Genomic DNA, 20,542 nt, shown 5'->3' with positions numbered 1-20,542 from the left:
GATACTTCCTTATAACAAATCTTTATTATAACGTCTAGCGTTTTCTTTATATAAAATAAAAAAGTTTTATTCATCACCTATTTTTAAAGCTGCAATAAACGCAGATTGCGGAATTTCGATATTACCGTACTGTCTCATTCTCTTTTTACCTGCTTTTTGTTTCTCAAGTAATTTACGTTTACGACTTATATCACCGCCGTAACATTTAGATAAAACATCTTTACGTAGGGCTTTAATAGTCTCACGAGCGATAATACGACTACCTATACTTGCTTGAATTGCTATATCAATCTGCTGTCTCGGTATTAAATCCTTTAACCTTACGCATAATGCCCTCCCCCTTTGCTCGGCACGTGAGCGGTGTACGATTGTGGATAGTGCATCAACCGCCTCTGCGTTAACCAAAATCCCAAGCTTAACAAGTTCGGAAGGTTCATAAACATCCATTTGCCATTCAAAACTTGCATAACCTTTAGAACAGCTTTTTAAACGATCATAGAAATCGTAAACTATCTCATTTAGCGGTAATTTATAAATTATTTTAGCCCTATTTGCTATATAGCTATGATCAAGCTGCATCCCTCTCTTTTCCGTACAAAGCGATAGTACCGCACCTAAAAACTCATTAGGTACCATTATAGTTGCCTTAATCCAAGGCTCTTCCATTGATTCGATTTTTTGTAAATCAGGCAAATCTGCTGGGTTATGTATCTCTAAGTTCTCACCGTCCCGCATATGAATTTTATACACCACACTTGGAGCGGTAGTGATTAAATCTAAATCGAATTCCCTACTTAAACGTTCTTGGATTATCTCTAAATGTAACAGCCCCAAAAAGCCGCATCTAAAGCCTACTCCGAGTGCCGAAGAGCTTTCCATTTCATACTCAAAACTAGCATCATTAAGGCGTAATTTAGCTAGTGAATCCTTTAGATGCTCAAATTCCGAGCTATCCGTTGGATAAAGACCACAAAACACTACAGGTAAGTTTGGTTTAAAACCCGGTAGAGCTTGCTCACAAGGCTTTTTTTCATCAGTGATAGTATCCCCAACTTTACAATCCGCTACTTGCTTTATAGCCGCAGTAAAGAAGCCGATTTCGCCTGCATGCAGAACATCCGAAATATGTTTTTTCGGAGTAAAATAGCCAACATTCTCAACGGTATAAACTGAGTTAGTAGCCATCATTTTAATACGCATATTCTTACGTAAGTAGCCATCAATAACACGTACTAAAATAACCACGCCAAGATATGGGTCATACCAACTATCAACAAGCAAAGCTTTCAAAATATCAGAACTACTTTCTTTTGGCGGAGGTAATTTATTTACTATAGCCTCTAAAACTAAATCAATCCCTATACCGCTTTTAACAGAGATTAGCACAGCCTCACTTGCATCGATTCCGATTATATCCTCTATTTGCTGCTTAACCTGTTCAGGTTCTGACGCCGGTAGGTCAAGCTTGTTAAGCACCAGTACAATCTCATGATCGTTCTCGATTGCTTGGTAAACATTGGCAAGCGTTTGTGCTTCTACTCCTTGCGTACTATCAACTACCAATAACGAGCCTTCACAAGCAGCAAGTGACCTACTAACTTCATAAGCAAAATCGACATGCCCGGGAGTGTCCATTAGATTCAAATAGTAGGTGTTACCGTCTTTAGCTTTATATACAAGCCGCACGGTTTGTGCCTTAATAGTTATACCTCTCTCTTTTTCAATATCCATCGAATCTAGCACTTGCTGACTCATTTCCCTAGCCTGCAAGCCGCCACAATGTTCAATTAACCTATCGGCTAACGTAGATTTACCGTGATCAATATGGGCGATTATTGAGAAGTTCCTTATATATTTTTGATGATTCATAATTATTGTGATATAATTTGCATTTGTTTATTGTCTGTTAGCCCGCGATCAAGTCGCGGGATGACACTAAACCACGATAATATATAACAAAATCGAAATTTATAACAGGAAAAAATAATGCGAGCTGAAATAGAAAATTATGTAAAAAAAATTGAGCAGTCTTTAGAACTACTTTGGAGGTCACTTTGACGTTGAAGCATCAACTGAAAGACTGAACGCGTTAGAAGAGTTAACAGCCGATCCTAGTTTATGGAATGATCAGGCTAATGCTCAAAAATTACTGCGAGAAAAAAGTAATCTGGAAGAAAAACTAAACGCTTTTAATAAACTCAAATCCAATTTAAAAGATGCTTTAGAACTTGAAGAAATGGCTGAAGCTGAAAACGATTTAGAAACACTTTCACAAATTGAACAGGACTTAAAAAATTTAAGCATAATTGCTGCCAAATTTGAAACGGAATGTTTGTTTTCAGGTGAAGCAGACGGTAATAATTGCTTTTTAGAGATTAATGCTGGAGCCGGGGGAACTGAAAGCCATGACTGGGCGTCTATTATGATGCGTATGTATTTGCGTTTTGCCGAAAGACTCGGCTTTAAAACCGAAATAATCAATATGATTAACGGCGAAGAGGCAGGCATTAAATCATGCACGATTAGGATAATAGGAAAGCGTGCTTACGGCTGGTTTAAGACCGAAGCTGGCGTTCACAGATTAGTGCGTATTTCTCCGTTTAATGCAGCCGGTAAAAGAATGACTAGCTTTGCAAGTAGCTGGGTATATCCCGAAATTGATGATAATATAGCAATTACTATTGAGGATAAAGATTTAAGAATCGATACTTTTAGAGCATCGGGAGCCGGCGGGCAGCACGTTAATACTACCGATTCAGCTGTACGTATCACTCATATACCGACCGGTACGGTAACACAATGCCAAAGCGATAGATCGCAGCATAAAAATAAAGCTCAAGCTATGAAAATGCTTCAAGCCAAACTCTATGAGCTTGAAATGCAAAAACGTACCGATAGCGTTAACGAGCAGAATGCTACTAAAACCGATAATAGCTGGGGACATCAAATTAGATCATATGTTTTGCAACCTTATCAAATGGTAAAAGATTTACGTACCGATTATGAAACTTCCGATACTAAAGGAGTGCTTGACGGTGACCTTGAAGAATTTGTTTCCGCAAACCTTGCTATGAATGCGGGTGGTAAGAAGTAGTGAAAATCAATGAGCAATACTTTAAGTAATGAATCATATACTGATTTAATTAAAAATTTAAAACACGAAATTAGCAAAGCTCTTATTAGAGCCCATTTAGCAGTAAATAAAGAATTGATAGTTCTTTATTGGAATATAGGAAAATTAATTTTAGAACGTCAGAATAAAGAAAAATGGGGATCAAAAGTGATGCAAAATATTTCTAATGATTTGCGCAAAGAATTTCCTGAAATAAAAGGATTATCATATCAAAACCTTTCTTATATGCATCAGTTTTTTGCAGAATATAATAATGACCAAATTCTCCAACAGGCGGTTGGAGAAATCCCATAGAGTCATAATATTATTATTTTTTCAAAACTAAAAAATATAAATCAAAGAATTTGGTATGCACAACAAACCATCGAAAATGGTTGGTCAAGAAATGTATTATCTTTGCAAATTAAAAGTAATTTACATGAAAGGTCAGCGAAAGGTATAAATAACTTTTCCAATACTCTACCTGAGCTACAGTCTGATTTAGCCAGGTCGATTATAAAAGAACCGTATAACTTAGAATTTTTAGATATTCAAGGTAAAATAATAGAACAAGATTTAGAAAATAAATTGATAGATAATATTAAAAACTTTTTATTAGAGTTAGGACAAGGTTTTGCATTTGTTGGCAATCAGTATCATATAGAACTTGAGGGAGAAGATTATTATTTGGATTTAGTTTTTTATCACATAAAACTCAAATGCTATGTATGTTGTTATTGAATTAAAAACCGGCAAGTTTAAGCCGGAATATGCCGGTAAACTAAATTTTTATCTTAATTTAATGGAGCGCACAATTAAAGATAATTCGGACAATCCTACAATTGGGTTAATTTTGTGCGAAGAAAAACAAGGTATTACTGTAGAATACGCTATAGAAGGCATCCAAAAACCAATAGGAGTATCACAATTTAAGCTTACAGCAACATTACCTAAAAAGCTTGAAAAATTCCTGCCTACCCCTCAAGATCTAGCAAAGCTAAAAAGCAAATAAATTACTAAAAGTTATTTTTCTTGATATCATGGTCAAGCTTTGGTATGACCTTTTCATATTTCAACCTTATTATTTTTATCGCAACATGAAAAACTAGAAAAACTTTACTACTGCTATTTCTATATTTATTATAGCTATAGCCTCGGTTCTAGGATTTCAGAGTTATCAAAAATTTACTCAAGATAAATATTTTGAGCAGATAATAACCGTAAATAATCTAGAGTTTGATCCTGCTAATGAAAAAATCCACAAGACATTCTTATACCAAAATACCTATCAATTCCGATACTCAAAATATAGAGGCTGCAGATAAAAAGGACGGATATAATAGGATGAGGCTTGGCATAGATAGAGATTGCAAGAGAAGTCGCAGCTAAAAAACTTGATAAGCAAATATCTAGCCTAACATATGAAGAATTGCAAAAATACGGACCGATGATTTTGTTTAACGGCGGAGCGTATGATAATAAATTACTACAAGAAGCGCTTGATAAAAATATTATTACCGATTATCCAAAAGAAAATTTTTATATTTTTACGCTGCCGGAATACCAAACCAATACCGGCGCGGACAATTAACACTCTATATAAAGAGCATGAGAACAGTAATATTGACTTAAGTAACGCCGAAATTGCTATTGTTACTCATGCTTATCATTTTCCTCGTGTTAATCGATATTTTGATAACAAACCGAATTTTGACTTCTTCTTTATTCATAACACTAAACCTATAATTTTCTTAGTCGATCGAAAATTTGAAATCATAGGAGTAGATAATGAACTAAAGCAGGAGCTAATAAAATTACCTAACTATATAGAGAAAGGTTTTGTTGCAGAAAAATTAAATGCTAATATTTTTAGCAATGCTTAATTAATCAATGACTATCTCTCTTGCTTCTTGTTCTTTAATCTCAATACGAGGTAGAATAATAGTAAGTATTCCATTCTTAAGGCTTGAAGAGATATTTGCCTGATCTACATCTTCATATAATGATATTACATAATTAAAATTTTTATTCATATAATTATCTGAATCATCAGCTTTATTTTTTTCTTCTATATTCCCTGTAATAAATAATTTATTACCGTTTACTTTAACCTTAATTTGACTTTTATCAAAGCCAGGTACTTCCATAACAATAATATACTGCTTATCTTTAGTAATAAAATTGCTTTTTATGCTATTAGATTCATAAAGCGGCAATCTATTTTTAAATAAATTATCAATATTTGTAATTTGATTATCTATTAAATCTGCTACCTGACGCAGTGGCGTTGCATTACCGGAATCATAATTCTTATTAGCTATTGCAATATTACTAGATAAAATCATAGCTGCTATAGACGGAATATATAATCTTACGCTCTTTAACATAAAACCACCATTAATTTTGTTAGTTATATATTTAAATATATAAAATTATCTATTTAAAATTCAAGTCTTACATTTCCATAATTTACTGAAAGTACGCTGCCCAAAATAAAAACTAATAATCTCCGCAAAAATAGTTTGATCTTCTATGCTCCATAATATATCTAGATATTCAACTAGCAGAGCAGAACTTTTTAACGATTTATATTGAACATATTTAACTCCTACATACATTGCAAAAAAGCTATAGGCAAGCACGGGTCTTACCGAGCCATTTAAAGCATCAACCCAACTAACACCTGATTTATAAGTGGAGTAAAGAGAATATTGCTCTGCCATTTCTTGTGATATGGTAAGCTCTGTAAAAGTTTTAGAAGTTTTAGACTGATTAAGTTTTTGTTATTAGCAATTTGACGGTCTAAAATATTTATCTCGTGTTTTTTGTCGTTAATATCTTTATATATTTTCAAAATTTCAGGAATTATTGAACTAATAAATCCTGTTATCGCCGCAAGTAAAGTAATCATAAATATCTATCTATATAAATTTTAGGATAAGTATAGCAAAAATTAAGTCATTATACTAAGAAAGAGGCAAAAAGGGGCAGCATGGACTGATTATTTATGTCGTTCCTGCGAAAGCAGGAAGCCAGTTTTTTAATCTAATTATATACTAAATTTTTATATAGTTTGCTGTGTTTTTATCATTTTTTACTGGATCCCTGCTTTCGCAGAAATGACATCGAACATGTTTAATGATCCATGCAACAACGCCAATAATAGGAAAACTGATCCACTCAACAATTACTTTAAATTAGACCAAATACGGTTTTTTGCAATATAGAAAAAGATAGTAAATACTGCTAAAAACATCATAACTTTAAGACCCATAGATTTACGATGTTCCATTTCCGGCTCAGCTGCCCATTGTAGAAATACCACAATGTCTTGCGACATCTGCTCTACACTTGCGTTAGTACCGTCCATATAGGTTACCTGCCCGTCTGTAAGCGGCGGCGGCATTGCTACTTGCTCGCCAGGGAAATAGGGATTATAATGAGTTCCCTGCATCAGCTTAAAATCTGCCGGCGGTTCAGTATAGCCGGTAAGTAGCGAATATATATAATTAGCTCCGTCATGACGTGCTTTTATTATCAACGATAAATCAGGAGGATGGGCACCGTTATTAGTTGCTCTTGCTGCTTGCTCATTAGGGTAAGGAGGTACAAAACGATCAGAGGGAAGAGCGGGGCGGTCAAACATCTCACCGTCATCATTAGGTCCGTCTTGTATCGTATAGCCTCTGGCAATCTCTTTTATCTCGTCATCCGAAAAGCCGATATCTTTAAGATTACGGTAATATAAATTGTTTAAACCGTGGCAGACACTACAAACTTCTTTATAGACCTGAAAACCTCTTTGTGCTGCTTCACGATTAACTGTACCAAATACGCCGCCAAACGACCATTTCATCTTTTTTGGACGTAATACTTCTTCGTTGGCTAAACTTAAGCACGACGTTAGTAGTATGATGATAGAGATAAGTAGTTTAGTTTTCATAAATTTTTTTGAGTCGTCATTGCAAGGAAAAATTGAAAATGTTGACGAAGCAATCTCAGGAGCTTATATATTATTTTATAAGATTGTCGTGTTGAGATTTTGTCTTTACTTACAATGATGTTTTTATTACAGAATAATTTCATTATACAAATTATCCCAATTTATATTTGTTTGTTCCATTAATTTAATTTTTTTGTCTCTTAAACCGGCTTTAATTTGTTTTTCTCTATTTATTGCTGAATTCATAGTTGATGAATCTCATAAAATACTAAAATTTTGCAATTTTTACTAAACCCCTTAATTGTATCATTTTTGTGTTGATATATTCTTTTTATTAAATTAAAAGTAACACCAGTATAGCCATTTTTCAGTATAGCCATTTTTCTTGTTAGTTACTATAATATACTATTGGTTACTTCATAAATTTGTATAATACAAAAAACGTCATTGCGAGCAGCCATAGGCTGCACGGCAATCTCATGAAATAATAACAAACTCCTGAGATTGCTTCGCAATGACTTAACTCTTACAACTCCTCCGGCAATGGCAGCGGTTTTTCATATTTACCTATCAGCGGCAGAGCTACTAAGACATGAAAAAAGTAATAACAAGCAGCAAAACGGCTAATGGTAATATACAGCTCTTCTGCCGGCTGCCCGCCTAAATAACCAAGCAATAAACAATCTGCCATAAATAGCCAAAAAGCCATGCGGTGTATCGGTCTATAATTGCTACTTCTAACTTTTGAAGTATCAAGCCAAGGTAGTAAGAATAACACAAATATACTTCCGAACATTAATAGCACCCCACCAAGCTTAGACGGCACAGCTCTAAGTATTGCATAAAACGGCAGAAAATACCATTCAGGGACAATGTGGGCAGGCGTAACTAACGGATTTGCCGGAATGTAATTATCGGGATGTCCTAAATAATTAGGTTCATAAAAAATAAAATAGGCAAATATTATGAAATAAACTCCGAAACCGACAAAATCCTTTACGGTATAATAAGGGTGGAACGGAATAGTATCTTTAGGGCTTTTAACATCTATACCTTTTGGGTTATTTGAACCATGCTGATGCAAGGCCACTAAATGCAGCATCACTAAAGCAACAATAATAAACGGCAATAAATAATGCAGTGAGAAGAACCTATTTAATGTCGGGTTATCAACAGAAAAACCACCCCATAACCACGTAACTATGAATTCCCCTATTAACGGAATAGCGGAAAATAAATTAGTAATAACCGTTGCTCCCCAGTAGCTCATCTGCCCCCAAGGAAGCACATAACCCATGAAAGCAGTAGCCATCATGGTTAGAAAAATGATGATACCGATATGCCAAAGCAGTTCTCTAGGTGCTTTATAAGAGCCGTAATACAAACCTCTTGCTATGTGTAAGTATACGGCGGCAAAAAACATCGATGCACCTACCGCATGAGTATAACGCAGTAACCAACCGTAATTCACGTTACGCATGATTCGCTCAACACTATCGAAAGCATGATCAACATGCGGAGTATAGTGCATAGCAAGTATGACGCCGGTGATTATCTGAATCACTAACGCAATACCAGCAATAGAGCCTAAATTCCACAAATAGCTAAGATTTTTCGGAGTTTGATAATGACTAAAATGCTTTAGGAACGCAAAAATAGGAAGACGATAATCTATCCATTCTATAATAGCATTAGGCTTTTTAGGGGTAATATCTTCATTCATAAATAATTACCCTATTCTAATTTTTGTGTCGCTAATAAAAGTGTAAGGCGGCACAGCTAAATTTAAAGGAGCAGGCCCTCTTCTAACTCTACCTGAAGAATCATATTGTGAACCATGGCACGGACAAAACCATCCATCATATTCACCTTGATTAGCAAGCGGTACACAACCTAAATGCGTGCAGATCCCGATCGTCACCAGCCAATTATCATGCCCTGCTTTCACACGTGCTTCATCTGCTTCAGGATCAATTAGCTCTGACATTTTAACGGCTCTTGCTTCAGCTATTTTGTCAGGCGTACGGTTAGTGATAAAAACCGGTTTACCTTGCCATTTAACCGTAACTGTTTGACCTACCGCAATATTTGATAAATCAACCTCAACTGATGATAAAGCTAGCACGTCCGCAGAAGGGTTTAAAGAATCAACGAGAGGCCAAAGAGTACATGCTGCCCCAACTGCTGCAACACTACTAGCCGTTAGAACCATAAAATCACGACGTGTTGTTTGTTTGTTTTTATTCTCTTCAGTATCCGACATATAATATTAAGGTGACATAAATTAACGATTATTATTACTACCGCTTGGGGTATTATTAAGATTATTTGGATTTTCTAGTGCTTCATAAGGATTTATTATAGGACGTTCAGCGTCTGCAGCACTATCTGCTTGTTTTGGCGTAAGCTTATTTATTTCATCTTCTAACACTTTTGCTCCTGTCCCTTCTTCATGCTTATATTCGCCAGGATCACTTAAGCAATTCCAAAAACTAACTAAACGATTCCAATTAGGACCGAGTTTTGTAGTACAATTTTGAGCAACTGCTTTAGTTGTATCTAATATCTCGACTGTAGTTTCAGTAAAATAATCTATAAACCCAATTTTTTTTAAGCCCAATACTGTATAATATAAAGTAATTAAGGAAGCAACTGCTATAATTAAATACCATTTAGTGATAATAGACCACAGAAAAAATCCCATAGGATTTGCTGCCATTAACCTTCGTAAAGCCTTCCACATATATTTTGCTCAAAAAAATTTATTAATAATATTCATTTTATTTTATATCACTACATTAGTAAAAATAAAGCAAAATCACGTAATATTATAAATATTTTTAATTAAACAGGAACTCAAGAAGAATGAAATCGGTAAAAATACTAAATTAATTCCTATCATAATAAAAATTAATTGTAAGTTATTATCTTGTAATATTAAACCTGTCATTATAATATTCGGAATTAATAACGGCATGATAAACGTACCGACAAAGTTAGCATTCTTCTTAAAATAACATTGCACGCTACCGGATAACACTACTAAACTACTTGATAACACTAATATCATCCATACACTAATAAAGAAAAATATTATCTCAAGCAAAGTTTGATCAAACAAAACATAAATAATGGGTAAAACAAAAACCAGCCCTATCGTACTGCTGATAAATATAGCAAAAAATTTAGCCAATATAATTTTTTCATGACTAACAATTGATAATAATAACTCTAAGCTTCCGTCTTCCAAATCAGATTTAAATATCACCGAAGAAAAACCGATTAATGAAATTAATAAACAAATTACCGAAAAAATTAAACCGAATTTGTTAATATCCCTTTCACTGTTAATTAAAACAGTACTAATTATGCAAAATAAAAAAAATATAACTAGATATTTAATTATATTATTAATACGATTCTGCACTATCAATTCACGCTTAATTAGTACAAATAGACTATTCATAATTATTAAATACGTTGTAAATTAAGTACATAATAGCTGCAACAGTTAAACCTATACCAATTTCAACAATAACTATCGCAATATGCTGAGCAAGTAGCCTATCATTGATAAAATTTGTTAGTGAATAATAATTTAAATAATTATCGTTAAAAAAGAGTGATATTGTTCCTACAATTGCATATATTGCTACACCTAAAACCGCAATACAAACTAGCACGTTAGATCGGCTTAATTTTCGATTACCGTAAACTAAATCATAAGCAATAAGGCTAGATGCAAATATAACACCTGCTTGAAACCCACCACCCGGCGAAGACTCACCGTTAAGCTGAATATATATACTATATAAAATTATATAAGGTATTATAAAACTAGTAATATATTTTATTATTGGATTTGTCATCCCGTGGCTTGACCACGGAATCTTGTATCGCCTGCTGTGTCCTGAGATACCGCGATCAAGTCGCGGTATGGCATCATCAGACTTTCTTGAAAATATCAACAGCACGGCAATTCCTGCAATTAAAATTACGCTAGTTTCACCTAAAGTATCATATCCACGATAACTTGCAAGAATAACCGCAACAAAAGAAGGTATACCTATATCTCTAGAGGTATTTTCGATATAATATTTACTTGAATGCATATGAATAGGAGCATTATCATCACCGTAATTCGGTAATTCTAGCCCCATATAAGCAAGAGTTACTACAAACAATAAACATATTAAACTTGCCGGAATAATATTAGTTCTCTCAATATTCTTTAAATCCGAAGGTAATTTACGCAACAAATTCAAATATACGCATGTTGATAAGCAAGCTCCAAGTGCTGCCTCGGTCATTGCAACATCAGGAGCATCCATAATAAGATAGGATACACCAATTAATAAGCTAAATACAGAAGCAGCAATCACTGCATTTAGTAAATCTTTAGCAAAAATTATTTTTATCGAGATTAAAATCAATAACAAAGCAATTAAGTTAAGTAGGTAATTGCCGAGATCAAAATTTAAAGCTGTCTTTACTGTCATATGGTTGTTAAAATTTAACGTCATTGCGAGGAGAAAGGTAATTTCGACGTGGCAATCTTATCAAGCATCCTGAGATTGCTTCGTCAAAATTTTCAATTTTTCCTCGCAATGACGGTACTATCAGCTCTAATTTTCATAAATAAAGATGCTTTACCAAGTGCATGAGTTGCTACCGGATTTAGTATAAAAATCAATAAAGCCGCTAAAATTAATTTAACAGAGTTCACAATATCTGCTTCAATGCACGCAAAACCTATTAAGCAAATAGGCACGCCGAAACTCTCAATAACACTTGCTGCATGTAATTTAGTATAAAAATCAGGAAATCTAAAAAAACCGATTATCCCTGAAAATATAGCAAATAATCCAATAATTACTAATAAAATTCCTATATAGTATAGTGTCATTGTGTTTATCCTTTTTTCATCATTGCGAGGAAATTATGAAATAATTGACGAAGCAATCTCATTCAAAAGTCCTGAGATTGCCGCACGAACTAAAGTTCACTTGCAATGACGTTTTTACTCACCTTGAGCCAAGCTATAACCTGCAACCCCGTCAAATTCAAACAGATTCTCTACTTTGATAAAATCGATATTTGCTGTGCTTAAAGCTTCAAGCAATCTTGTTATATCTAAATGCTTTATTTCTGTGCCGCCTTTATTCATAAAACGACAACACCAATGATCGGAAACAGTTTCAAACCTTGTATCACGAGGCCACAGCTTTAATCCTTTTGACGAGATTGTTTTTAACTCAAAATTACCAAGATCAAGTTTATTAATTTTATCTGCTATATCATGAGCGGAAGATACATTCATATTCACAAATATATCCGTACCGACCAATTTCTTAACTTCTTTAGTATCAATTTTATAATCTATATTGCTTTCTTGCTTTTCAGCAATTAAGGGATAATCTGCTTTAGGTAGCTTTGTCGGTAACTGTCCTAATCTTTTCGTTACTTCTTCGGCAAATTCTTTTGTACCGACTTTTTTACTAGAACTCTGCTCGTTATATATATCGGCTGTATGAACGCCATCCTCTATAGTTTTTTTCCAAGCATTTTCGATTAATGTAGCGATATCACCCTGCCCTATATGTACTAGCATCATTATTGCAGCATTTAAAAGCCCTGACGGATTTGCGATATTTTTACCGGCAATATCGGGAGCACTTCCATGTACCGCTTCAAACATCGCATAATGCTGCCCAATATTTGCAGAACCTGCAAGACCTACCGAGCCTGAAATTTCAGCAGCTACGTCAGATATTATATCACCGTATAAATTAGAAGTTACGATAACGTCAAATATTTCTGGTTTGGTAGCAAGCCTTGCCGTCCCGATATCGATAATATAATGCGCGTTATTAATTTGCGGGTATTCTTTTGCAATCTCATTAAATACTTTATGCAAAACCCCATCGGAAAATTTCATAATATTATCTTTGCTTAAACACGTGATTTTTTTACGGTTATTTTTTACTGCATATTCAAAAGCATATCTAATAATCTTCTCACATCCTGTATGACTTATCAACTTCATTGACTCATACATATTATGCGTTTGACGGTATTCTATACCTGCGTATAAATCTTCCTCATTCTCACGTATAATAGTTAGGTTCAAATTTGGATGTAATGTTCTAGTAAAAGGATGAAACGAAACGGCAGGACGAATATTAGCAAAAAGCTGTAATGTTTTACGAATCGTGACATTTAAACTTTTATATCCTCCACCTTGCGGAGTAGTAATCGGGGCTTTAAGTATAATACCAGTGCGTTGTATTGATTCCCAGCTTTCCTCACTTATGCCTGAAGTATAATGCTTCTTGTAAAGCTTTTCACCTACTTCAATGGTTTCTAAACGAATACGAGCCTCGGCTTTACGTAATATATAAAGCACTGCCTCCATTATTTCAGGACCTATACCATCCCCGTATGCAATTGTAATCGGTGTAAATTCTGCCATATTAAATACTCTCTTGTTTATATCATTCCCGCGTAGGCGGGAATCCAGTAAAACCTATAAAAACTAGTTTTTATAGATTTATTTTATCAAATATGTAACTTCTGTATCAATATTGAAGTTATTTTTCTGGATTACCGCCTACGCAGGAATGACACACAAAAATTCATACAACACTATCAATAGTTTATTGTTACTTCTTTTAATCTCTCATTCAACATAAAAGTCACTTCGGAAGTTATATTCAAATTATTTTTGGCATATAAGACTTGAGCACTTGGAATTACCAAATTAAGGTTATATTTCTCGGCAAGTTCACTAATTATTGTAATAGTTGTTTCATGGACTCTACTCATAGCCTCAGCGTGGGCTTGTTCAAGCTTTGTTTTCTTAATCTGAATTTCTTTTCTAACGTGGCTAACTTTTGCATTAAATTCGTTTACTTTATGCTCAAATTCGGTTTCACTTAAATGAGAACGCTCATTTAGCAGCTTCTCTTCCAGCGGTTTAAATTCTGCTTCTTTTGCAGCAATATCCTCTTGAATTTTATGATTAAGCTTTTCGATTTTATTACGCAAATCTTTTATAGCGATCGAACCTTCCAATATAGATTGTACATCAGCAACAGCTACTCTAACTTTAAAATTATCTTCTTTAATTGGCACATTTTGTGCCTCCGTAATCGTTGAGAAATTTATTATGAATATGTATAAACATAATATTCGGTACATCATCCTTGATCCTTTTAGGTTAAACGGTGTCGGCTAGGATTGTCATCCTGTGACTTGACCACGGGATCTTGTATCACAAGCAGTATCCTGAGATCCCGCGATCAAGTCGCGGGATGACATTCAAGATTACTGGATTTCCGCCTACGCGGGAATGACACTGGAGCAACACCCTTATTAATCTAAGAATAAATAACATCAAGCAATTTGTCTACAATTAAAAACTTAACCTTTACCTAACATTGGCACATTCCCGCCTCTCCATGGTGTATATTCGCCATCCGAATAATAATCACTAGAAATAGGTTCAAACGAAATAGATTTTATTGCTTCAGTACTTAAAATAGGTGCTCTCTCCATCACTAAGCAAAGGTTCAGTAGCCGGTTCTTCTAGCTCAACATAAATTTCATGCTGTTCATTAAATTCATATAAAAAAAAGCTTCATGAATATGCTCTGTTCCTTTGTTCTTAATCAAAACTACTGTAATACCATAGTCTTTTGCAGCATTGACATGTTTAATATCATCATCCATGAAAAATACGTTTTTTTATTAGTTATTTCGGTATTATTAATTATTTCTCTTATATATTCTTTTTTAGTACAATTTTGTATTTCTTCAAAATTATTAGAAGGTAAAGCTGATTTTATATAAATTTTTGCTGCATCTTCCTTTCCTAGTAACCTTTCTAATGCATATTTTACAGCATGAGGATAATCATTAAATGATGCTATAGCTATTTTATGACCGGATAATATAATATTCGTTAAAAAGGTGTGCTATTTGCTCTTCATTTTTCCAACCTAAATTTTCATTATCTAGGAATTTCTCCATCAGCTCTATAGAAAATTTTTGCTCAAGCCTAACTTTTTCTTGCGCTCGTTCTTCATAGGAGCTAAAAAAGCGATTTTGTATATTAACGTGCTATTAAACCTCCTAACCTCTCTCCGATATAATTATGCGAATGTCCAACTAAAGTATTGTCACAATCAAATATAAATAAAGCTGTATTATCGTTCATTAATTTCTCTTATTTTAAAGTTTAAAAATTCTTAGTAATTTTTATTCTGCAGTTAAATCAATTTCTTTTTTAAGAACTTATATTCCAATTTTTGGTATTTTAGTGTATAATACGAGAAACTATTGTAAACTTGTGAGAATTTTTAAAGATGACATCTATTCGTAATATAGCAATTATTGCCCACGTTGATCATGGAAAAACTACGCTTGTTGATAACATGCTTAAACAAAGCGGAACATTTAGAGCTAACCAAGCAGTTGCTGAGCGTGCTATGGACTCTAACGATCTTGAGCGTGAGCGTGGAATCACGATACTTGCCAAATGCACTGCTCTTATGTGGAACGATATCCGTATCAATATAGTTGATACGCCAGGACACGCCGATTTTGGCGGTGAAGTAGAACGCATCCTTAGCATGGTTGACGGTGTAGTGCTACTTGTCGATGCATCGGAAGGACCAATGCCACAAACAAAATTCGTGCTTTCTAAAGCATTAAATCTCGGCTTAAAACCTATTGTCGTTATTAATAAAATCGATAGAGATGACCAAAGAATCAAAGAAGTTATCGATGAAGTATTTGAGCTATTTGTGGCACTTGAAGCAAACAACGATCAGCTTGACTTCCCTATAGTTTATGCATCAGGTAGAGCAGGTAGAGCATCTTTAACCTTTGATGATAAAATTAATCCTTTAGATAATTTAGCAGATGATTTAGCACCGCTTTTCGACCTTATAGTACAGCATGTACCAAAACCCTTAGCCGATGACAAAGCACCGTTTTCTATGCTTGTTACTACTAGAGAATATAATTCTTTCTTCGGTAGGGTTTTAACAGGTCGTGTACAAAGCGGCACTGTTAAAATTAACCAAAACGTAAAAGTATTAAATCGTGAGAATAAAGTACTTGAAACTGGACGTATCACTAAAATATTAGCCTTTAGAGGCTTAGAACGAATCGCTATAAATGATGCTACAGCCGGCGATATTATTGCCGTATCAGGCGTTGAAAACGCCAACGTTGCCGATACTATCTGCTCCCCTAAGGTAACCGATGCCGTACCGTCTCTACCTATCGATCCGCCGACTTTATCCATGACTTTTAGCGTTAATGACTCACCGCTTGCAGGAAGCGAAGGGACAAAAGTTACGTCGAGCTTAATTGGAGCTAGGTTAATGCGTGAGCTTGAAAGTAACGTGGCCTTAAAAGTTACTGAATCTGCTGAGAAAAATGCTTTCCAAGTTGCAGGGCGTGGTGAGTTACAACTTGGTATCTTAATTGAAACTATGCGTCGTGAAGGGTTTGAGCTATCTATTAGCAGACCCGAAGTATTATTCCAAACTGATGAGAGAGGTAATAAGCAAGAACCGATGGAAGAAATCCAAGTTGACGTTGATGATAATTATGTTGGAATAGTCGTAAAATCTTTAGCACTGAGAAAAGCTGAAATGACTGATATGAGGCCATCAGGCGGCGGTAAAAGCCGTGTTACGTTTATCGGACCGTCGAGAGGGTTAATCGGCTATCACAGCCAGTTTTTAACCGAAACACGAGGCACAGGGATTATGAATCGTATTTTCCATGGATATGCTGATTATAAAGGAAATATCGAGAGAAGACGTAACGGCGTGCTTATCTCTAACGGTGACGGGGCAGCGGTCGCATATGCTCTATGGAATCTAGAAGAAAGGGGGAAAATGTTTATAAACCCTAGTGACAAAGTATATAGAGGCATGATTATCGGCGAACATAATCGTGATAATGATTTAGAGGTAAACCCACTAAAAGCGAAACAACTAAGCAACGTTAGAGCGGCAGGTAAAGACGAAGCCATAAGGCTAACTCCGCCAATGCTTTTAACGTTAGAGCAGGCAATCAGCTATATACAAGATGACGAGCGAGTTGAAGTAACACCGAAATCTATTCGTTTACGTAAAGCTCTACTTGACCCTAACGACCGTAAAAGAGTTGCAAAGTAGGTATGCCTAAAAAAGTTGACATCGTCATTGCGAGGAAAAACTGTAAGTTTTAACAAAGCAATCTCTGGAATCTTGCTTTATGAGATTGCCACGCTTCTTTCAGTTGCTCGCAATGATGAAAAAACTAAGCTAATACATTAAATACTATAATAACAAACCTTTTTAACGGCTTCTATTACATCGCTCTCACTCGGCAGAGCTAGTGTTTCTAAATTAACAGCATAAGGAAGGGGAAGATCTTTGCCGCTTACCATCTCTATCGGAGCATCTAAATAATCAAATGCTTCTTTCATAACAATAGAAGCTATACTTGCACCAACACCTGCAAAAAACCACCCTTCTTCCACTACAACTAAACGATTAGTTTTTTTCACTGATTCTATTATTGTCTCAGTATCAAGCGGTTTAATAGTGCGAAGATCAATAACCTCACAATCAATATTATCATTCTGCACAACATTTGCAGCATCTAAGGCAAGTTTTACTTGAATCGAGAAAGTTACTATAGTGACACTACTACCCTCTCTTAAAATTTTTGCCTGACCAAAGGGTATAGGCTCGATTGTTTCCGGCACGTCAAAACTATGACCATATAAAATTTCATTTTCTAAAAAAACAACGGGATTATCGTCCCTAATAGCTGTAAGCATAAGTCCTTTATGATCTTCTGCACTATAAGGAGCTACTACTTTTAATCCCGGAATGTGGGAATAGCAAGCTGTATAATTTTGGCTATGTTGTGCAGCTACTCTACTTGCTGCTCCGTTTGGTCCTCTAAATACTATCGGACATTTGACCTGCCCGCCTGACATGTAATGCGTTTTTGCAGCTGAATTAACTATGTGATCGAATGCTTGCATAGCAAAGTTAAAGGTCATAAACTCCACGATCGGGCGAAGTCCTGCAAAAGCTGCTCCGACTGCAAGCCCTGCAAAACCATATTCCGTTATCGGTGTATCAATTACCCTCTTAGGACCAAATCGCTCTAGTAATCCTTGAGTTACCTTGTAAGCTCCTTGATATTCTGCAACTTCCTCGCCTATGACGAAAACCTTGTCGTCTCTTATCATCTCTTCTTGCATGGCATCACGCAACGCTTCACGTACCGTTATTTGCATTTTTCTTTTTTATTTGATTAAATTAAACGTTATTGCAAGTAGGCTTGCCTGCGTGAACGTCATTGCGAGCAGCCGTAGGCTGCGTGGCAATCTCATGAAATAATAACAAATTCCTGAGATTGCTTCGTCAAAACTTACAGTTTTTCCTCGCAATGACGCCTTAACAGTACACCTGGGTATACAACTCCCCTTCATCAGGTAGCGGTGAATTTTCTGAGAATTCTACTGCTTCTTTCACAATTTCTTTTACCGACTGTTCTATTTCTTTTAAATCCGCTTCGGTTACATATTTATTGTCGAGTATCGTTTTTCTTATTATTACCAACGGATCACGCTCTTTATATTGCTCAACTTCTTCTTTACTGCGATATTTTGCCGGGTCGGACATCGAATGCCCACGATAACGATAAGTTTTTACCTCTAATATCAGCGGAAAGCTATTTTCTCTAACATACTCGGCTGCTTGCTTAGAGCCGTCATACATTTCTTCAAAATCCATACCGTCTAGCTGAAATCCTTTAATTCCAAACGATGCCCCTTTCTTATATAAATCACGCATAAAGGTAGAACGTGCTAAAGACGTCCCCATCGAATATTCGTTATTTTCAATAATATAAACTACCGGCAAACCCCATAAAGCAGCCATATTAAAAGCTTCATATACCTGACCTTGATTAACGGCACCATCACCTAAAAAAGTAAAACAGATATTATGCGTATCGTTATATTTTTCAGCAAACGCAAGCCCTGTGCCTATCGGTACTTGAGCCCCTACTATACCGTGTCCACCGTAAAATTTGTTTGGTACATTAAATAAATGCATCGAGCCACCCTTACCTTTCGAACAACCTGTAGCACGCCCCATAAGCTCGGCAAGAACATACTTAGGCTCAGTTCCTGCTAAAATAATATGAGCATGGTCACGATAGCTAGTAATAGTGCTATCACCTTTTTGTTTAACCATATCTACTGCAGAAATTACTGCTTCTTGCCCTATATATAAATGACAAAAACCACCGATTTCTCCCATTCCGTATAACTGACCGCATTTTTCTTCAAAACGACGCAGTAGGAGCATATCTTTAAAGCTTTTTATATATTCTTCCTTTGTCGGCTTATATTTTCCTAACTTCATATCCACTAATTACTCCTTAAGACTATTGTCATCCCATGGCTTGACCACGGGATCCAGTCTTTTTTTTATTTTGAACTGGACCTCGTAGTCAAACCACGGGGTGACATTTGTAAATTAAAAGTCACAAAATATGGCACATGATCCGAAGGTGAAGGCCAATCACGTGCTTCTGGTAGTAAATGCATAGAAAATAATGCACCTTTTAAATTATCGCTAACCCAAATATGATCAAGTCTTCTACCTCTGTTAGATTTTTTCCAATCTATATTTCTATAACTCCACCAAGTATAAAATTTTTCGTCAAGCGATACGAAATGTCTGCTACTATCAATAAAACCTAACGCATTTTGTAGCTCTACCAATAACGAGCGTTCAATATCGGTATGGCTAATAACATTTCGCAACTGCTTACTAGACCATACATCATGTTCATGCGGAGCAATGTTCAAGTCCCCGACAATAATCATTTTATCGTTTTTAGTACGGTTAGTCGTTAACCATTCCTGCATTAACCTTACATATTCGAGCTTATGCTTAAATTTTGTATTTACCTCGATATCAGGTATATCACCACCGGCAGGAACATAAAAATTATGTATTTCTATATCATTAACTATAGCTGCTATATGCCTTTTATCACTATTATATAACTCCAATGAAAAAACATTATTCAAAGGAAATTTTGAAATAATAGCAACACCGTTATATGATTTCTGCCCTGAATATATTACATGTTCGTAACCTATATTTTTAATAACTTCAAGAGGAAATAATGAGTCAGCTACCTTTGTTTCTTGAAGTAAAATAATATCCGGCTGATGTTCATATGCTAATTTTCTTAATAAATCGATCCGTAGACGCAATGAATTAATATTCCAAGTAACTATCTTCATTAGACTTGTTGTATAACCTCCTTCTAAAGGTAATTTGTATGTCAATCCGGTACTCGCATCCTCACGTACTAAGTGTACGCTACGGTACTGCGTTCCGTGTTTCTTTCAAATTCCTCTTTATAAAATAGCTTACACAACAAGTCTA

General features: G+C 35.2%; 19 protein-coding genes and 5 pseudogenes. 5 read left to right on the top strand and 19 right to left on the bottom strand.

Going from position 1 to position 20,542, the window contains the following annotated elements; genetic code table 11:
• Window positions 1-66 precede the first annotated feature (66 nt).
• The gene (lepA, locus tag RAT170B_RS01330; RefSeq protein WP_045805398.1) at window positions 67-1,869 is read right to left on the bottom strand and encodes a translation elongation factor 4; all 1,803 of its coding nucleotides are present in this window, start codon (window positions 1,867-1,869) and stop codon (window positions 67-69) included.
• A 117-nt stretch (window positions 1,870-1,986) separates the two neighbouring features.
• Between lepA and prfB the strand changes: the two genes are divergently transcribed.
• From prfB to RAT170B_RS11035, 4 genes and pseudogenes are all read left to right on the top strand, one after another.
• Window positions 1,987-3,094 (top strand): peptide chain release factor 2 gene (gene prfB, locus RAT170B_RS01325; protein WP_146620321.1). Its coding sequence is split into 2 segments (ribosomal slippage): window positions 1,987-2,055 and window positions 2,057-3,094, totalling 1,107 coding nucleotides; the frame shifts between segments, so codons are not numbered across the junction.
• 9 nt (window positions 3,095-3,103) lie between these two features.
• A pseudogene (locus RAT170B_RS11995) lies at window positions 3,104-3,784 on the top strand (PDDEXK nuclease domain-containing protein); the annotation flags it as partial.
• Window positions 3,785-3,799: 15 nt separating this feature from the next.
• Window positions 3,800-4,124 (top strand): annotated as a pseudogene (locus tag RAT170B_RS01310) (PDDEXK nuclease domain-containing protein).
• A 435-nt stretch (window positions 4,125-4,559) separates the two neighbouring features.
• Window positions 4,560-4,744, top strand: a pseudogene (locus RAT170B_RS11035) (hypothetical protein).
• A 251-nt stretch (window positions 4,745-4,995) separates the two neighbouring features.
• On the opposite strand, the gene RAT170B_RS01300 reads toward RAT170B_RS11035, so the two are convergent.
• From RAT170B_RS01300 to RAT170B_RS01235, 14 genes and pseudogenes are all read right to left on the bottom strand, one after another.
• A complete protein-coding gene (locus RAT170B_RS01300; RefSeq protein ID WP_012736569.1) occupies window positions 4,996-5,499 on the bottom strand; it encodes an Hsp20/alpha crystallin family protein in 504 nt (167 codons plus the stop codon).
• 60 nt (window positions 5,500-5,559) lie between these two features.
• A complete protein-coding gene (locus RAT170B_RS10220) occupies window positions 5,560-5,835 on the bottom strand; it encodes a hypothetical protein (RefSeq protein ID WP_045805395.1) in 276 nt (91 codons plus the stop codon).
• Window positions 5,836-6,299: 464 nt separating this feature from the next.
• Window positions 6,300-7,055, bottom strand: coding sequence for a cytochrome c1 (locus RAT170B_RS01290; RefSeq protein WP_045805394.1), 756 nt, complete (start codon window positions 7,053-7,055; stop codon window positions 6,300-6,302).
• A 126-nt stretch (window positions 7,056-7,181) separates the two neighbouring features.
• Complete coding sequence (locus RAT170B_RS11030) at window positions 7,182-7,301, bottom strand: nuclease (protein WP_014014063.1); 120 nt, start codon at window positions 7,299-7,301, stop codon at window positions 7,182-7,184.
• 280 nt (window positions 7,302-7,581) lie between these two features.
• A complete protein-coding gene (locus tag RAT170B_RS01280) occupies window positions 7,582-8,778 on the bottom strand; it encodes a cytochrome b (RefSeq protein ID WP_045805393.1) in 1,197 nt (398 codons plus the stop codon).
• A gap of 6 nt (window positions 8,779-8,784) precedes the next feature.
• Window positions 8,785-9,318 carry a ubiquinol-cytochrome c reductase iron-sulfur subunit gene (gene petA, locus RAT170B_RS01275; RefSeq protein ID WP_045805392.1) on the bottom strand — a complete coding sequence of 178 codons (534 nt, stop codon included), beginning with the start codon at window positions 9,316-9,318 and terminating at the stop codon, window positions 8,785-8,787.
• A 21-nt stretch (window positions 9,319-9,339) separates the two neighbouring features.
• Window positions 9,340-9,798 (bottom strand): DUF2670 domain-containing protein, encoded by a 459-nt coding sequence (locus RAT170B_RS01270; protein WP_045805391.1) that lies wholly within the window; start codon window positions 9,796-9,798, stop codon window positions 9,340-9,342.
• A gap of 75 nt (window positions 9,799-9,873) precedes the next feature.
• Entirely contained in the window at window positions 9,874-10,521 is a 648-nt protein-coding gene (locus RAT170B_RS01265) for a heme exporter protein CcmB (protein WP_014014059.1), read from the bottom strand.
• The gene (locus tag RAT170B_RS01260) at window positions 10,514-11,578 is read right to left on the bottom strand and encodes a DUF4040 domain-containing protein (RefSeq protein WP_045805390.1); all 1,065 of its coding nucleotides are present in this window, start codon (window positions 11,576-11,578) and stop codon (window positions 10,514-10,516) included. Before RAT170B_RS01260 ends, RAT170B_RS01265 begins: the two co-directional genes overlap by 8 nt.
• A gap of 68 nt (window positions 11,579-11,646) precedes the next feature.
• Window positions 11,647-11,961 (bottom strand): Na+/H+ antiporter subunit G, encoded by a 315-nt coding sequence (locus RAT170B_RS01255; RefSeq protein ID WP_045805389.1) that lies wholly within the window; start codon window positions 11,959-11,961, stop codon window positions 11,647-11,649.
• Window positions 11,962-12,075: 114 nt separating this feature from the next.
• A complete protein-coding gene (locus tag RAT170B_RS01250; protein WP_045805388.1) occupies window positions 12,076-13,527 on the bottom strand; it encodes an NADP-dependent isocitrate dehydrogenase in 1,452 nt (483 codons plus the stop codon).
• 176 nt (window positions 13,528-13,703) lie between these two features.
• Entirely contained in the window at window positions 13,704-14,258 is a 555-nt protein-coding gene (locus RAT170B_RS01245; protein WP_045805387.1) for an OmpH family outer membrane protein, read from the bottom strand.
• 219 nt (window positions 14,259-14,477) lie between these two features.
• Window positions 14,478-14,615: a hypothetical protein gene (locus tag RAT170B_RS10215; protein WP_173019423.1), complete on the bottom strand. Its 138-nt coding sequence runs from the start codon at window positions 14,613-14,615 to the stop codon at window positions 14,478-14,480.
• Between the two features lie 378 nt (window positions 14,616-14,993).
• A pseudogene (locus RAT170B_RS01235) lies at window positions 14,994-15,273 on the bottom strand (hypothetical protein).
• Between the two features lie 148 nt (window positions 15,274-15,421).
• Here RAT170B_RS01235 and typA point away from each other — a divergent pair.
• A complete protein-coding gene (typA, locus tag RAT170B_RS01230) occupies window positions 15,422-17,251 on the top strand; it encodes a translational GTPase TypA (protein WP_045805386.1) in 1,830 nt (609 codons plus the stop codon).
• Between the two features lie 137 nt (window positions 17,252-17,388).
• Here typA and RAT170B_RS01225 read toward each other — a convergent pair whose 3' ends face one another.
• The 4 genes and pseudogenes from RAT170B_RS01225 to RAT170B_RS12335 form a co-directional block, all read right to left on the bottom strand.
• A complete protein-coding gene (locus tag RAT170B_RS01225; protein WP_014014051.1) occupies window positions 17,389-18,369 on the bottom strand; it encodes a pyruvate dehydrogenase complex E1 component subunit beta in 981 nt (326 codons plus the stop codon).
• Window positions 18,370-18,529: 160 nt separating this feature from the next.
• Window positions 18,530-19,510, bottom strand: coding sequence for a pyruvate dehydrogenase (acetyl-transferring) E1 component subunit alpha (gene pdhA, locus RAT170B_RS01220; RefSeq protein ID WP_045805385.1), 981 nt, complete (start codon window positions 19,508-19,510; stop codon window positions 18,530-18,532).
• 59 nt (window positions 19,511-19,569) lie between these two features.
• Entirely contained in the window at window positions 19,570-20,397 is an 828-nt protein-coding gene (xth, locus tag RAT170B_RS01215; protein WP_014014049.1) for an exodeoxyribonuclease III, read from the bottom strand.
• Window positions 20,395-20,534, bottom strand: a pseudogene (locus tag RAT170B_RS12335) (palindromic element RPE1 domain-containing protein); the annotation flags it as partial. The gene xth and the pseudogene RAT170B_RS12335, both read right to left, overlap by 3 nt.
• Window positions 20,535-20,542 lie beyond the last annotated feature (8 nt).

Source organism: Rickettsia argasii T170-B (assembly GCF_000965185.1).
Classification (GTDB): Bacteria; Pseudomonadota; Alphaproteobacteria; order Rickettsiales; family Rickettsiaceae; genus Rickettsia; species Rickettsia rickettsii.
This window is presented reverse-complemented; position numbering and strand designations above follow the sequence as displayed.